This window comes from Brucella sp. NBRC 12953, assembly GCF_040369775.1.
Taxonomy (GTDB): Bacteria; Pseudomonadota; Alphaproteobacteria; order Rhizobiales; family Rhizobiaceae; genus Brucella; species Brucella pseudogrignonensis.
The window spans coordinates 308,513-324,064 of record NZ_BAABSV010000002.1 but is presented as its reverse complement, the minus strand read 5'-3'; the positions used below and the strand labels follow the sequence as shown (position 1 = coordinate 324,064).

Sequence of the window (15,552 nt, the reverse complement as noted above, 5' to 3'; positions counted from 1 at the left end):
GTAAGATAATCATTAGATGCTCTATGTACTGCCCGCCGTTCTGCTCCTGTTTTCACTGGCCTTCGTAATCGTTTGGGCCATCGATCAACTGCGCAGTTATCTTTTATGGTGTGCTCTCTGCTTCTTCTGCATCGGCATTGCCATGCTTGCCCAGCTTGTCGATATACCTGCAGATGATGGGCAGAATACAATGCTCACCGCCACAATATATGTGCTGGGCGCTTTTGCTGGTGGACAGGGCATACTCCGCAGGTCAGGCCTTCGCTTGCCTGTCTGGTTTGGCCTTGTCAGCCTTGCTCTTATCTTTGGCGGGATCGTTTTCTTCCTTTATCCCTATCCGAGCTTGCTTGGTCGGGTTTACGTCCTGAACTTCGGCTTGGCCTGTATGATCCTGGCCTATGTCTGGTATCTGCGCGGGCTTGTGCGTGGTTCGCAGGCCGACAAACTGATCCTCGGTATGTTGTTTCTGGTGGCGATACATATTTTCGTGCGAACGTCACTCACTGCACATTCCATCGTCGGAAATGACACGGAAGTCGATTTTGCCTACACGCCGTTCTGGCAATGGACGGTATTTTCTACCGCTGTTGCCTCCGTGATTGCAGGACTTGTGCTTTTTGCCGCAGCCGGTGCCGATCGATTCAGCGAGCTTGTTCATGAGCGGGACAGCGATCCATTAACCGGTCTGCTGAACCGGCGCGGACTCGAAACCCGTATGAGCGCTTTAGGGCGTCACGATCTTTCGGGTTGGATCGTCGCTTGCGATATCGACTATTTCAAAACGATCAATGACGTTTATGGCCATGCAACGGGTGACGTTGTTCTGAAAGAGTTCGCAGAAATCCTTCAAGCACATTCCAGAGCGCGCAATCTGACGGCGCGCATAGGCGGGGAGGAGTTCATCATCTTCATCGATGATATGCCGGCGGATGAAGCCTTTGCTCTTGTTGAACATATTCGGGAGGGCGTGAAGACACGCGAATTTTCGCGGCTGGCCAAAGGTGCGAATATTAGCTGTAGTTTTGGGGTGGTGCGGCTCAACAGCAAGGATGATTTCTGGCAGGCCGTGGAACGTGCAGACAAGGTACTTTACACCGCCAAGGAAGCGGGACGCGATCGTACCTTGTTTGAAGAGACAGGTGCGTGATCTGTTCAACTCGTTCTTATGGGGACGAAGGTCGATAAAATTGCCGTGATGGTCGACAAGATGGCCCAAAGAGTGTGTTAGTAAGCCTTCCTATTGAAACTATTGCGAAGCGAGTTATCCAGAATCCAATGAAATTTCAGCTCAATCCTGTCGTCGCCCGCCTTTTGTCACTGGTCACCATGTCGGTTGCTGTTTCATTGAGTGCCCCCTCAATGGCCATGACTGCACTTGAAAAGGCCCAGCTTGAAAAGCTCGATCCTGCAACGCGTCTTGAACAGCGCTGCGATGTCGAGGCGATGGAACAGATCAGCCGGGACGAGCGTAAGCTTTCCGTTGATAAGGTTTTGGCCTACGCTTTTTCTGATCCAGAAGTTTCAAATAATACGATCAAAGCAGGCGGAGCTGCTTTTCGCAGTCGCGAGCACTGGTATAAGCTTGCCTTCGTTTGCAAAACCGATGATGAGCACATCAATGTCGTTTCATTCGACTATGATATTGGTGACGAGGTTCCGCAGGATCAGTGGGACAAGCATTATCTCGTCCCCTGATTAATATCGCCCATTTAGCGGAACATTTATTCCTCACTATCGTCGGCGCGGCAGGCTGAAAGCAGCGTCACTTCTTTGGCGGTATGATCTGCCTCAAGGTGACTAAGTACAGCCTGACCGTCTTTTTCAGCCCAGCGATAGCTGTCCTGCTCGTCCAGAGCGACATATTTCTTGAGACTTTCGTGCCATTGCAGGGCGACCATTTTTCCCTCAGCATCCAGCACAGCAAAAGCCGGAAGATCACCTGTTTTGATATAGGTTACAGGCACGACGACGCCGCGTTCACATATATAATCGATACGTTCCACGGTTTTCTGTTCCACGGTTTCAGCATGGGCAGGGAGGATTTGGGCGAGGGCTGCAACGCTCAGTGACGTCAGCAAAACAGACGTTTTATATTTCATTGTCATCGACCTCTTTCAGTTTTTTGGAACCGCTTATGCGGATCAACCGCGGCGAAGATTTGTTGGTTTTAATTCACTAATAAAATCCGACTTAAAAACCGAATATTTTTGAAAAGCGATGCAACGAAATTCAACTTCGCCCGTTCTTGCTCTGCTGGTCGTTAGATCGGCCGGGGCCCGGAGTAAATTTGCCCCCGCAATCCCAATCCGGGTCCCACCCTATTGAGGGTGAATATTGATATGAGAACTGGGATCTCTTCAATCACCACATTGATAATTATTACCTCTGCTCCAGCTTATGGAGATGAGCGCTAGAATTTTATTCCTCGTAATTCGTTAGGATTGCTTAGAATTTCCGAACTGCTTTCAAATAAGAGAAACGTTGTGGCATCCTGTGAGCAAAAACCTCTGATACTGTTTCATCAATAGAACGCGGAGAGGTGGCCCTGAACATGTCGAAGAACCTATCGAAATTTTCATTTGCACTTGCGGCGTTTGTAGCGACGGCAACGCTTGCAGGTGGCATCCAGACAAGTCATGCTGATCAGACACTGTTGAACGTGTCCTATGATCCAACGCGTGAGCTTTATAAAGATTATAATGCAGCTTTCGCAAAGCACTGGAAAGAGGAAACGGGTGAGACCGTCACCATCCGCGCTTCGCATGGTGGGTCGGGCAAGCAGGCGCGCTCAGTGATCGATGGCGTGAAGGCTGACGTTGTCACGCTTGCGCTTGAAAGCGATATCGATGCAATCGTCGAGCATACGGGCAAGATCGACAAGGAATGGCGCAAGCGCCTGCCTGATAATTCCTCGCCTTACACATCAACAATCGTCTTCCTCGTTCGCAAGGGTAATCCAAAGGCGATCAAGGACTGGGGCGATCTCGTCAAGGATGGCGTCGAGGTCATTACGCCGAATCCCAAGACATCAGGCGGTGCGCGCTGGAATTATCTCGCGGCCTGGGCCTGGGCTCACAAGCAATATGGCGGCGATGAAGCCAAGATAAAAGAATATATCGGCGAACTTTTCCGTCATGTTCCGGTGCTTGATACAGGCGCACGCGGTTCAACAACGACGTTCGTACAGCGTCAGCTCGGTGATGTGCTGCTGGCTTGGGAAAACGAAGCCTATCTTTCGATTGCTGAGTTTGGCGACGATGCTTTTGATATCGTCGTCCCACCACAGTCCATTCTTGCCGAGCCACCAGTCGCTCTCGTTGACAAGAACGCAGACGACAACGGCACCCGCAAAGTTGCTGAAGCCTATCTCGAATATCTCTATTCGCCAGAAGGACAGGCCATCGCAGCCAAGCATTTTTATCGTCCGTCCAAGCCTGATGTCATTCCCGCTGACCAGAAGCGTGAATTCCCTCAGTTGCAGCTTGTGACGATTGATGATCCAATCTTTGGCGGTTGGGCCAAGGCACAGCCTTATCATTTCGGTGACGGAGGCACTTTCGACCAGATCTACAAGCCTGCAAAATAATCCAGTTAGGACGCAGCCATCCGACAAATCAATAAAAGGGAACAAATATTGATGTCTTCGCGCCCTGCACCGGTCAGAGCAGGGTGGCATTTTAGAAAACCGAGTGTCATTCCGGGCTTCGGACTGACACTCGGTTTTAGTGTCGCCTATTTGACCCTTCTCATTCTTATCCCGCTGGCAGCTCTGGTTCTGCGCTCGACAGATGTCGGCTTTGCAGGTTTCTGGCGTATCATCACCGATGAACGCACGATCAGAGCTCTTGAAACGAGCTTCGGCACTGCTTTCATTGCCGCTCTCATCAATGTTGTATTTGGTGTGATCCTGGCATGGGTTCTGGTGCGTTATCGCTTCCCGGGGCGGCGGTTTATCGACGCGATTGTCGATATTCCTTTCGCTCTGCCCACAGCTGTCGCCGGCATCGCGCTTGCCTCGATCTACGCGCCAAATGGATGGATCGGCAGTCTGCTTGCACCTTTCAATATTCGGATCGCGTTTTCGCGCGCCGGCATCGTGGTGGCGCTGATTTTTATAGGCCTCCCGTTTGTGGTGCGCACTGTTCAGCCGATCATGGAGGAAATCAGCCGTGAGGTTGAGGAGGCCGCTGCAACATTGGGTGCATCACGCTTTCAGACAATCTGGCGTGTGCTTCTGCCCAGCTTGCAACCTGCCGTTCTGACCGGCTTTGCGCTCGCTTTTGCGCGTGGAGTTGGCGAATACGGTTCGGTGATCTTCATTGCGGGCAACACACCCTATGTGTCTGAAATAGCGCCCTTGCTGATCGTTATCCGGCTTGAAGAGTATGATTATGCCGGTGCCACCGCGCTTGCGACTGTGATGTTGGCGCTGTCGTTTGCCATGTTGCTGTTCATCAATCTGATCCAGTCCTGGACAAGAAGGAAGTACGGCCATGTCGAATAATGTGTCAGCTTCCACGCAAAGCGCCGTAACGGAAAGCCTGCCGACACGGATCTTGTTGATCGCGATCGCACTTGTATTTCTGGCGCTGTTTCTCATCTTGCCGGTGATAGCGGTTTTCGTCGAAGCTTTCCGCAAAGGCGCGGGCGAATATTTTGCAGCTTTGGTTGAACCGGATGCCTGGGCAGCTATCAAACTGACGCTGCTGGTCACTGTCATTGCGGTGCCGCTTAACCTCGTGTTCGGTGTTGCAGCAGCATGGGCCATCGCCAAGTTTGAGTTTAAAGGCAAGGCACTTCTCACCACGCTTATAGATCTGCCATTCTCAGTATCACCGGTTATTTCCGGTCTGGTTTTTGTGCTGTTGTTTGCAAGTCACAGCGTTTTGGGGCCTTGGCTCTCAAGTCATGGCATCGATATCCTGTTTGCAGTTCCCGGGATTGTTCTGGCAACGTTATTTGTGACGTTCCCATTCGTGGCCCGTGAGCTTATTCCGCTGATGCAGGAGCAGGGAAGCGGTGATGAGGAGGCTGCAATCTCGCTGGGAGCCAATGGATGGCAGACGTTCCGCTATGTTACCTTGCCCAATATCAAATGGGGCCTTCTCTACGGCGTTCTGCTTTGCAATGCCCGCGCGATGGGTGAGTTTGGCGCCGTGTCTGTGGTGTCTGGCCACATTCGTGGGCTCACAAACACAATGCCACTGCATGTCGAAATCCTTTATAACGAGTATAATTTCGTCGCGGCCTTTGCAGTTGCGTCTCTTTTGGCGTTGCTCGCCCTTGTCACCTTGGCGATCAAAGCTTTCCTTGAACTGCGTTACGGCGATGAACTTGCTGGCGGTAACGGGCACTAATAACCTATAGATGAGAATAAGCCGCCCAAGCTTTAGCTTAGCGTTGGCGGTAGGGGAAAGGATTGGGAATGGAAGTTCGTGTCGCCGGTGTGCGTAAAGAGTTTGCTCGCTTTCCGGCATTGCATAATGTGTCGCTGGACATCCGTTCGAGCGAGTTGATTGCTTTGCTTGGACCATCTGGCTCAGGCAAGACGACCTTGCTGCGCTTGATAGCCGGGTTGGAAAAGCCAACGGAAGGTGCAATTTATTTTGGTGAGGAAGACGCCTCGCACAAAAGTGTCCAGGAGCGCAACGTCGGCTTCGTGTTCCAGCACTATGCATTGTTTCGTCATATGACGGTCGCAGAGAATATTGGCTTTGGTCTGAAGGTTCGCCCAGGCAGCACGCGTCCGGCCAGCGCTGAAATCAGACGCCGCGCGCTCGAACTGCTTGATCTGGTGCAACTGAAGGGGCTTGAAAATCGCTATCCTTCGCAGCTTTCAGGCGGTCAGCGCCAGCGTGTTGCACTTGCACGCGCCATGGCAATCGAGCCAAAGGTTCTTCTTCTCGATGAACCATTCGGCGCTCTTGATGCACAGGTACGCAAAGAGCTGCGTCGTTGGTTGCGCGAAATTCATGACAAGACCGGTCACACGACCGTTTTTGTGACGCACGATCAGGATGAAGCGCTGGAATTGGCGGATCGTGTCGTGGTCATGAGTCAGGGACGAATCGAGCAGATCGGTACACCGGACGAGGTTTATGACACCCCTAATTCTCCCTTCGTCTATGGCTTTATCGGCGAATCCAGCACTCTTCCTGTCCGTGTCGAGAATGGTGAAGTTTGGCTCGCGGATCGCAATATCGGACTGACGGCGAATGGCGCTGCGGATGGTGAAGCGCAGCTTTTCTTCCGTCCCCATGATGTCGAACTGCTTGAGGGATGTGGTGGCTGTATTGCCGGAACGGTCATTGCAAGCCGCAGATCCGGCGGCAAACGGCGGGTAGAACTTGAGATCGGCGGTTCTCGCGAGCGTGTCGAGATCGAGATTCCCGCTGAACATCCGGCGGCAGAGAAAAGCCGCATCGCTTTCCGCCCTCGCTATTGGCAGGTTTTTGGAAACGAGGATGCTAAAAACGCCGCTGAACAAGCACCGGCTTTGGCAGAGTAAAATCTGTCGTCAGGACCGGTTCAGTCCTGCACTATTATGAAGACATCCGCATCTTTTCCGAGATGCGGATGTCTTTTTTCATTCAAGGGGCAGAAAAGTCCCGCAAGGCATTTTCGCAAACTATTACGCAGAGTAGTATTATTCTTATTTTCAGTATGTTAGGGTTGTAAAAGCCGGATATTTCATAACGCAACATTAATGTTCGGAAAGAATTGTGCGTTGCGATTTAAACGGTTTGAATATCAGCACAGCCCGTCGTCGCATTTTGGCCAAATGATATCGACATTCAGGGAACGAATTACGGATACTGTCGTTTTTCTGAATTGAAACTCTATTTAGTATTCACCCGCCGCATTCAACTCATTCCCTTCGGAAAGGCTGTTAAGGCACATGCCGGAATTGTCTTCTTCGCCGTCTAATTCGTCCATTGCCGATCGCAAGACTTCGGATCAGATTCCGCCCGAACAACCTTCTCCGATACGTGCTCTTTACAAAACAGAGGACGAGCTGCGCGAGCTTGCGGCATCCGTTGCGCGCGGAGATGAGCTGGCTTTGCCAGGCTATTTGCCTTTCGAATATGATGAGCGATTGTCTGAAAACGGTAAGCTAATCCTTCACGCCTACCGCTCTTCTGACGCTGCGTCTCGCGCGGGCGAGACCATCACGCCTGCTGCACAGTGGCTTCTCGACAACCACTATCAGATCGACAAAACCGTTCAGCAGACCCGCCGGGATTTGCCACGCAAGTTTATCCGCCAGCTGCCGACTTACGCAGCCATGAAGGACATGCCGCGTATTTTCGCGCTCGCCTGGCTTTACGTGGCGCATACGGACAGCAACTTTTCTCTTAAGTCTCTGACTGCGCTTGTGCAGGGTTTCCAGACCGTCGAGCCGCTGAAGATTGGTGAATTGTGGGCGCTGCCATCAGCTGTGCGCTATTTTCTGATTGAAAATGCGCGCCGTCTGGCGCTGCGCGTTGATCGCGCACGCAACATGCGCAATCTCGCTAACACTGCTGCCGACCGCATTGTGATTGCTGCAAATGAGGCAGAACTGGAAACGGTTCTTGCGCAGTACAATCAAGCCGCACGCGACAGTACCTTTGCCACGCATCTGCTTTATCGCCTGCGCAGCGCCTCAACCGATACGTCGGCAGCTTCAGGCTGGCTTGAACGTATTCTCGATCAGGAAGGCAGCAATGCAGAAGACGCCATAGTAGAAGAACATGCCCGCCAGTCCACTGGCGGCGTGACGATGGGCAATGTCATCACCAGCCTCAAAAGAATTGACGATATCGACTGGGAAACCTGGTTTGAAACCGTCAACGAGGTCGATGCGATCCTGCGCGATCATAGCGATTTCGAGCTGCTCGATTTCCGCTCGCGCAATGCGTATCGCGTGACGATTGAAAAGCTCGCTCGTTTCTCGAATATGAGCGAAATCGATATCACATGGGCCGCACTCAAGCTTGCAAAAGACAGCAAGGTTGGTGAGGCTCAGGCGGAAGGCAAAGGCTCGATTGCCTATTACCTTTCCGGCGACGGTCGAAAAGAGCTCGAACAGCTTTGTGGATATAAAGCGCCCTTTGGCGTGAAAGCCCTGCGTTGCTATCGTGGTCTTGGCTTGCTCGGTCTTTTCATTCCGACCGCCATCTTCACGATCCTGATCCTGACAATCGTCAATTACTGCATGATGAAGGCGGGTCTTTCTGCCGATCTGCGCACGCTGTTCACGCTGCTTGCGCTTTTCCCGGCAATGGACGCTTCCTATTCACTGTTCAACGCGCTTGTGCCGTGGTTCGTGCAGCCAACACGTCTGATCGGATTTGAATATAAGGAAGGCTTGCCAGCCGAAGCACGGACACTGGTTGCCGTGCCGACCCTGATCACGTCTCGAGATTCTATCGACGAGCAGATCCGCAATCTGGAAGTCCATTATCTGACCAATCCGCGCGGCGAGATCTATTTCTCGCTTGTCAGCGACTGGACGGATGCCAAGCAGGAAATCACACCTGCGGACATGGAAATCTATGAATATGCGCGTGAAGAAATCGCCAAGCTCAATGAGCACTATACCGGCAATGACCAGCCGCGTTTCTTCCTGCTTCACCGCCGCCGCCTTTATAATGAAAAGCAGGGCTGCTGGATGGGCTGGGAGCGCAAGCGCGGTAAGCTGCATGAGCTGAATCTGCTGCTGCGCGGCGATCAGGATACGAGCTATTTCCCTGCCGACGCTCGCCTGCCAAAAGACATCAAATATGTGATGACGCTCGACGCTGATACGCGTCTGACGCCTGAATCCGTCACGCATCTGGTGGGCAAACTCAGCCATCCGCTGAACCGCCCTATTTTCGATGACAAGACTGGTCGCGTTGTTCGTGGTTATGGCATTCTGCAGCCACGCGTTACGCCATCGCTGACCACTGGCGACGAAGCTTCGTTCCTGCAGCGCGTCTTCTCGGTAAATCGCGGTATAGATCCTTACGTCTTTGCCGTTTCTGACACCTATCAGGACTTGCTGGGCGAAGGCACATTCACCGGCAAGGGCCTTTACGATATCGATGCCTTTGAAGCAGCGCTGAAAGATCGCGTGGCTGAAAACACGTTGCTCAGCCACGACCTTCTTGAAGGCGGCTATGCGCGTGCAGCGCTCGTCAGCGATGTTGAAGTCGTTGAAGATTACCCGACCGGATACAATGTCGACGTATCGCGCCATCATCGTTGGGCGCGTGGTGACTGGCAGTTGCTGCCGTGGCTGTTCTCGGCAAGCCGCGGCGTCAGCACCATTACGCGCTGGAAGATGATCGACAATCTGCGTCGCTCGCTCAATCCGATCATGTGGCTGCTCGCTTCGGTGATCGGCTGGAGCATTCTGCCGCTTGGTGTGGCTGCCGTCTGGCAGGCCTTCCTGATCGTGAGCATGTTCGTGGCGCCGACTTTCGGTATCGTCACCAATCTCATTCCGTCGAATATGGACTATTCGCTGAAGGGCCATGCGCAATCGGTTCTGACTGATATCGCACTTGGCACGGCTGATGTCGCGCTGCGCACAACCTTCATCGCCCATTCGGCATTCCTTATGGCCGATGCAATCGTACGCACGATCTATCGTCTGTCCGTATCGCATCGCGATCTGCTTGAATGGAAAACAGCAGCCCAGGCAAAATCGTCGCCTGATACGCTCCTCTATTATTTCCAGCTTATGTGGCCTGCTATGGTCATCGCCGGTCTTGCGGTCTTTATCCCGCTCGGTGCCGACAGCCATGCAGCGCTGATTGCAGCACCGTTCGCTGTGATCTGGTTTGCCTCGCCACTGATTGCCTGGCTCGTCAGCCGCTCGGCCAAGCCGCAGGATACGCTGGAAGTGCTGTCTTCCGACAAGTCGGACCTGCGCCGCTATGCGCGCCGCACATGGCGCTACTTTGCTGAATTCGCGAATGATGAGAACAACCATCTGCCACCGGACAACTTCCAGGAAGACCCGGCACCTATTGTGGCGCAGCGCACCTCGCCAACCAATATTGGTGTCTATGTTTTGTCTGTTGTTGCTGCGCGCGATTTCGGCTGGATTGGCTTTGACGAAACGCTGAACCGCATTGAATCCACCGTCACCACGCTTGAAAAGATGGAGAAGTATCAGGGCCATCTCTACAACTGGTATGAAACAAACACGCTGACGCCGATGCGTCCGCTCTATGTTTCTGCGGTCGATAGCGGCAATCTTGCCGGTCATCTCGTGACACTATCTTCGGCATTGGAAGAATGGGCGGAAGCGCCGAGCGTTTATGTTCAGGGTGATCTCGATGGCATTCTCGATGTCAACGATATCCTTGAAGAAAGCATCGCGCAGATCCCCGATGATCGCCGAATCCTGCGTCCGCTTCGCCGTCGTCTGGAAGAGCGGATTGCCAATTTCCGCCGTGCGGTCCGCACCATCAAGGAAGAGCCGGAAACAGCATCTTTCCGCACAATCAATCTGTCGCTTTTTGCGACCGACATTGTGCGCCTGATGGAAGAACTCGACAGCGAGATCGAAACACCGGCAAGCGCCGAGGCCAAGGAATGGGCCAATATTCTGGTCGATACCTGCAAGGCGCATACCGACGATTCCGTTGGTGAACACAACACGGACGATCTGCGTGAACGTCTGCGCAATCTGGCAGGACGTTCACGTCAGCTGGCGTTCGACATGCAGTTCGGCTTCCTTGAACGCAAAGAGCGTCGCCTTCTCTCCATCGGCTTCCGCGTGCAGGAAAACGAGCTGGATGAAAGCTGCTACGACCTTCTGGCTTCCGAAGCCCGTCTTGCCAGCTTGTTTGCAATTGCCAAGGGCGATGTGCCGGTCGAACATTGGTTCAAGCTCGGTCGGCTTCTGGTGCCAGTGGGCTGGAAGGGCGCTCTGCTCTCCTGGTCCGGCTCGATGTTTGAATATCTGATGCCGCCGCTGGTCATGTCCGAGCCGCTTGGCTCGCTGCTTGATCAGACCAACAAGCTCGTTGTGCAGCGACAGATCGATTATGCCACCTCGCGCGGTCTGCCGTGGGGTATCTCGGAAGCTGCCTTCAATGCGCGCGACGCGCATATGAATTACCAGTATTCCAACTTTGGCGTGCCAAATCTGGGCCTTCAGCGCGGCCTGTCGCGTAATGCTGTTATCGCGCCTTATGCAAGCCTGCTTGCCGCGCAATATCAGCCAGCAGCAGCCGTCGCGAATTTGAAGCGTCTGGCAAAGCTCGGTGCGCTTGGCCGCTATGGCTTCCATGATTCGGTAGACTTCACACCATCGCGTGTTCGCGAAGGCGAAACCTGCGCGGTCGTGAAAAACTACTATGCCCACCACCATGGCATGGCGATCATCGCGGTCAATAACGTGATTTTCGAAGGCCGTATGCGTGAGCGTTTCCATTCCGATCCGGTGATCGAAGCGGCAGAGCTTCTGCTGCAGGAAAAGGCACCACGCGAAATCCCGATGATCTACGCCAAGACGGAAAATCCGATGCGTGTGGATTCGGGCGGCTTCGACGATGCACCAATGCGCATCATCGATGTGCCTTTCAAGGCACCGCGTACAACGCATATGATGTCCAATGGCCAATATGCGCTGATGGTTACGGCCAACGGTTCCGGTTACAGCCGCTGGCATAATTGGGACATCACGCGGTTCCACGCCGATGCGTCTGAAGACCTTCAGGGTAGCTTCCTGTTCCTGCGCGATATGGAAAGCGGCTACTGGTGGTCGGCGACCGGCGAACCGGTGCGCAATCCGGAAGAAGAAACCAAGACCGTCTTCACTGAAGACAAGGCCGAGTTCTACAAGACTGCCGGCGACTTCAAGACAGTCGTGGAAGTGATCGTATCATCGGAATCCGATGGTGAAGGCCGCAGGCTCGATATCATCAACACCTCTGCGCGTGATCGCGTCATTGAAGTGACGTCCTATTCCGAACTGGTGCTGACTGACAGCGACAGTGATGCCGCACATCCGGCCTTCGCCAAGATGTTCGTCGAAACGGAAATCGCGGATAATGGCTCAACCATCTATGCGAAGCGTCGCAAGCGCGCGCCGTCCGATCCGGATATCCACGTCGCACATTTCGTAACCGATCTTTCCGGTTCGATCCGCGAAACGGAAGTCGAAACCGATCGTCGTGCATTCATCGGTCGTGGACGTTCGCTGCGCGATGCAGCGGCCTTTGATGAAGGTGCAACTTTCACCGGCAGTCAGGGCTGTGTGCTTGATCCGATTGCATCGGTGCGCACGCGTGTCCGCGTTCCGGCTCATAAAAAGGTAAGCCTGGTCTTCTGGACCTTCGCAGGCGGTAGCCGCGATGCGGTGGAACATGCTGTGGCGACCCATCGTCATCCGGAAACCTTCGTCCGCGAATACTCGCTGTCATGGACGAGCTCGCAGGTGCAGCTCTACCATATTGGCATCAAGCCAGCGGAAGCAGCCGACTATCAGAAGGTTGCCGCCTATCTGCTCTATCCGGAGCGGACCATGCGTCAGCCGCCGGAAACTATTGCGGCAGGGCTTGGCAAACAGTCAGACCTCTGGCCGATGTCGATCTCGGGTGATTATCCGATCTTTGCCCTGCGCATCGACAATGAAGCCGATCTCGACGTGCTTCGTGGCGTTTTGCGCGCGCAGGAATACTGGCGCAGCAAGGGGCTCACCGTGGATGTGGTTGCGGTCAACGAACGCGCCTTCTCCTATGCGCAGGATACCCAGCGCGCGATTGACTGGATTATCGAGGGCTTCCGTGCCCGCGGTGGCGGTCAGCCGCATATCTTTGCAGTTCGTCGCGATCAGATGAGCGAGGAAAGCTACAACACCCTGCTTGCTTCCGCTCGTATCGTCATGCACGCCCAGAACGGCTCGCTTGCCGAACAGCTTCGTCGCAGTGAAGAACTGACCGTCGATTTGGCTGCACGTAGCGACGCCAAGACACCGGCCACCGCACAGCAGGGTCTGGGTGCTGCCGGTCTCGCGCCTGCACCAATCGAACGAGGTACGGAAGAACGTCGTCTGGTGACGAAGCCAAAACCAGTCGCACGTCCGCTCCCGACCGGCGACGATCTCCAGTTCTGGAATGGTTACGGTGGTTTTGCTCAGGATGGCAGCTATGTGGTGCGCATCAACAACCGCACAACCACGCCGCATCCTTGGATCAACGTCATCGCCAATCCGAATTTCGGCTTCCATGTTTCGGCAGAAGGTTCGGCCTTCACATGGGCGGGCAACAGTCGCGATTATCAACTCACCCCTTGGGCGAATGATCCGGTCACAAACCGTCCGGGCGAGGCGATCTATATTCTCGACCGCGAGACGGGACGCAGCTTTGCCCCAACAGCAAGCGTACTCCGTGACGAGGCCGTGACATATGAAGCACGTCACAGCCACGGCTACAGCACTTTTGCGGCTCAACATGGCGAACTGGCACTCGAACTCACCCATATCGTCGATGCTGAAAAGCCTGTTCGTCTTTCACGCCTGACGATCACCAACAAGGGACGTTCGAAGCGCAAGCTGCGTGCCTATGGTTATGTCGAATGGGTGTTGGGCAATGCCCGCTCTAAGAATGTGCCGTTCATTGTGCCATCGCAGGATGAAGAACTGGGCGCGCTCTTTGCAGGCAATCCATATCATCCGGACAAGTCCGGTCAGGTAGCCTTCTTTGCGGCAACAGAAAAGCCGCAATCGGTAACGGCTGACCGTGGCGAGTTTATCGGCTCGACGGGCTCGGTCGACCGTCCTGAAATCGTGCTGGCTGGCAAGGCGCTTTCCAACACGGTTGAAGCTGGGCGTGACCCGTGTGCCGCTCTCGCTATCGATGTCGAAGTGGGGCCGGGTGAAAGCCGCGAAGTGGTATTCCTGCTTGGCAATGCTGCCGATCAGCAGCAGGCAAAAGCCCTTGTCGCGGAAAGCCGCAAGGCTTCGTTTGAAGAAAAGCTCGATGCTGCACGTAAACATTGGGAAGGTCTCTTCAACCGCGTACAGGTCAAGACACCCGATCCGGCATTTGATCTCTTGATCAATGGCTGGTTGCCATATCAGGCGATTGCCTGCCGCATCTGGGCCCGTGCTGCCTTCTATCAGGCCAGCGGTGCCTTCGGCTTCCGCGACCAGTTGCAGGATACGCTGTCGCTTCTGCTGATTGATCCATCGTTGGCTCGTGCGCAGATCCTTAATGCCGCTTCGCGTCAGTTCCCGGAAGGTGATGTTCAGCATTGGTGGTTGCCAGCAACGGGTGCAGGTGTCCGCACGCTGATCTCCGACGATGTGGTCTGGCTCGGCTATGGCACCTCGCTTTATGTTCAAACGACTGGCGATCATGCAATTCTCGACGAAAAGCTGGCTTTCCTGAAGGGACGCACGCTTGAAGAGGGTGAACATGATGCATTCTTTGAGCCGGAGATTTCCGACCAAACTGTGAGCCTCTACGAGCATTGCGCGCTGGCGCTTGATCTTGCGATTGAGCGTACCGGCAAGCATGGCCTGCCACTGATCCTCGGTGGTGACTGGAACGACGGCATGAATCTTGTCGGCGTGAAGGGTGAGGGCGAAAGCGTATGGCTCGGCTGGTTCCTGGCCTACACATTGCGTCAGTTCATCCCGATTGCTGAATCCCGCAAGGATGCAAAGCGTGCAAAAGCATGGGCCGCGCATCTTGAAAGCCTGACCAAAGCGCTTGATCGCGATGGTTGGGACGGCGAATGGTATCGCCGTGGCTTCTTCGATAACGGCGCGCCGCTTGGCTCAAAAGACAGCGACGAATGCCAGATCGATGCGATTGCGCAGTCGTGGAGCGTGTTGTCTGGCGTTGCCGATCCAAAGCGTTCGGAACAGGCCATGGCTTCGCTCGAGAAATATCTGCTCGATGATCAGGGCGAATTGCTGCGTCTCTTCACGCCGCCTTTCGACAAGACGGTTCAGGAGCCGGGTTACATCAAGGGCTACCCGCCGGGCGTTCGTGAGAATGGCGGTCAATATACGCATGGTGCAACATGGGCCATTCTGGCGCTCGCCCGCATGGGTAAGGCCAAGGAAGCATGGCGCTTGTTCTCGCTGATCAGCCCGGTCAGCCATGGCCGTAATCCGGATGTCTATCGCGTTGAACCTTATGTGATCGCAGCCGATATCTACTCCGTCGAGCCGCGTCGCGGACAGGGTGGCTGGACATGGTACACGGGGTCTGCCGGCTGGTTCTATCGTGTTGCAACGGAAGGCATTCTCGGCGTCACCAAACGCGGCGACCGGCTGCATCTTGATCCGGCCTTGCCGCCGGAATGGGATGGCTATGAAGCGGAACTTCGTTTCGGCGAAGCAGTCTATCGCGTGAAGGTCGTAGCAGGTGCCAAAGACAAGGTAATCAAGCTCAATGGCCGCAAGGTGGGCAAGCCGGATGAAGGCGTGCCGATCAAGCCCGATGGTGAACACGACATCATAGTAGAGCTTCCCAAATCTGAATGAAGCATTTAAAAAGGCGGGTGAAAACCCGCCTTTCTTTTTGCTGCAGTCGCTTTGGGGTGATTGCAGAACATGCT

The 15,552-nt window shown here is 54.3% G+C and carries 8 protein-coding genes; 7 read left to right on the top strand and 1 reads right to left on the bottom strand.

What is annotated here, in order from left to right; genetic code table 11:
* The first annotated feature begins 16 nt into the window (after positions 1-16).
* Together ABWV94_RS05400 and ABWV94_RS05395 are read left to right on the top strand one after the other, a co-directional pair.
* The gene (locus tag ABWV94_RS05400) at positions 17-1,147 is read left to right on the top strand and encodes a GGDEF domain-containing protein (RefSeq protein WP_007873127.1); all 1,131 of its coding nucleotides are present in this window, start codon (positions 17-19) and stop codon (positions 1,145-1,147) included.
* Positions 1,148-1,275: 128 nt separating this feature from the next.
* Entirely contained in the window at positions 1,276-1,695 is a 420-nt protein-coding gene (locus tag ABWV94_RS05395; protein ID WP_007873130.1) for a DUF930 domain-containing protein, read from the top strand.
* Between the two features lie 26 nt (positions 1,696-1,721).
* Here the strand turns inward: ABWV94_RS05395 and ABWV94_RS05390 are convergent, their stop codons facing one another.
* Entirely contained in the window at positions 1,722-2,099 is a 378-nt protein-coding gene (locus ABWV94_RS05390; protein ID WP_039859478.1) for a hypothetical protein, read from the bottom strand.
* Positions 2,100-2,551: 452 nt separating this feature from the next.
* On the opposite strand from ABWV94_RS05390, the gene ABWV94_RS05385 reads away from it, so the two are divergent.
* The 5 genes from ABWV94_RS05385 (at position 2,552) to ABWV94_RS05365 (ending at position 15,478) form a co-directional block, all read left to right on the top strand.
* Positions 2,552-3,586 (top strand): sulfate ABC transporter substrate-binding protein, encoded by a 1,035-nt coding sequence (locus ABWV94_RS05385; protein ID WP_007873135.1) that lies wholly within the window; start codon positions 2,552-2,554, stop codon positions 3,584-3,586.
* A 51-nt stretch (positions 3,587-3,637) separates the two neighbouring features.
* Positions 3,638-4,504, top strand: coding sequence for a sulfate ABC transporter permease subunit CysT (cysT, locus tag ABWV94_RS05380; protein WP_007873138.1), 867 nt, complete (start codon positions 3,638-3,640; stop codon positions 4,502-4,504).
* Positions 4,494-5,357, top strand: a complete 864-nt coding sequence (gene cysW / locus ABWV94_RS05375) for a sulfate ABC transporter permease subunit CysW (RefSeq protein WP_007873141.1) — start codon at positions 4,494-4,496, stop codon at positions 5,355-5,357. Before cysT ends, cysW begins: the two co-directional genes overlap by 11 nt.
* 68 nt (positions 5,358-5,425) lie before the next feature.
* Entirely contained in the window at positions 5,426-6,508 is a 1,083-nt protein-coding gene (locus tag ABWV94_RS05370; protein ID WP_007873143.1) for a sulfate/molybdate ABC transporter ATP-binding protein, read from the top strand.
* 390 nt (positions 6,509-6,898) lie between these two features.
* Entirely contained in the window at positions 6,899-15,478 is an 8,580-nt protein-coding gene (locus tag ABWV94_RS05365) for a glycoside hydrolase family 94 protein (RefSeq protein ID WP_113496068.1), read from the top strand.
* The last annotated feature ends 74 nt before the right edge of the window (positions 15,479-15,552 follow it).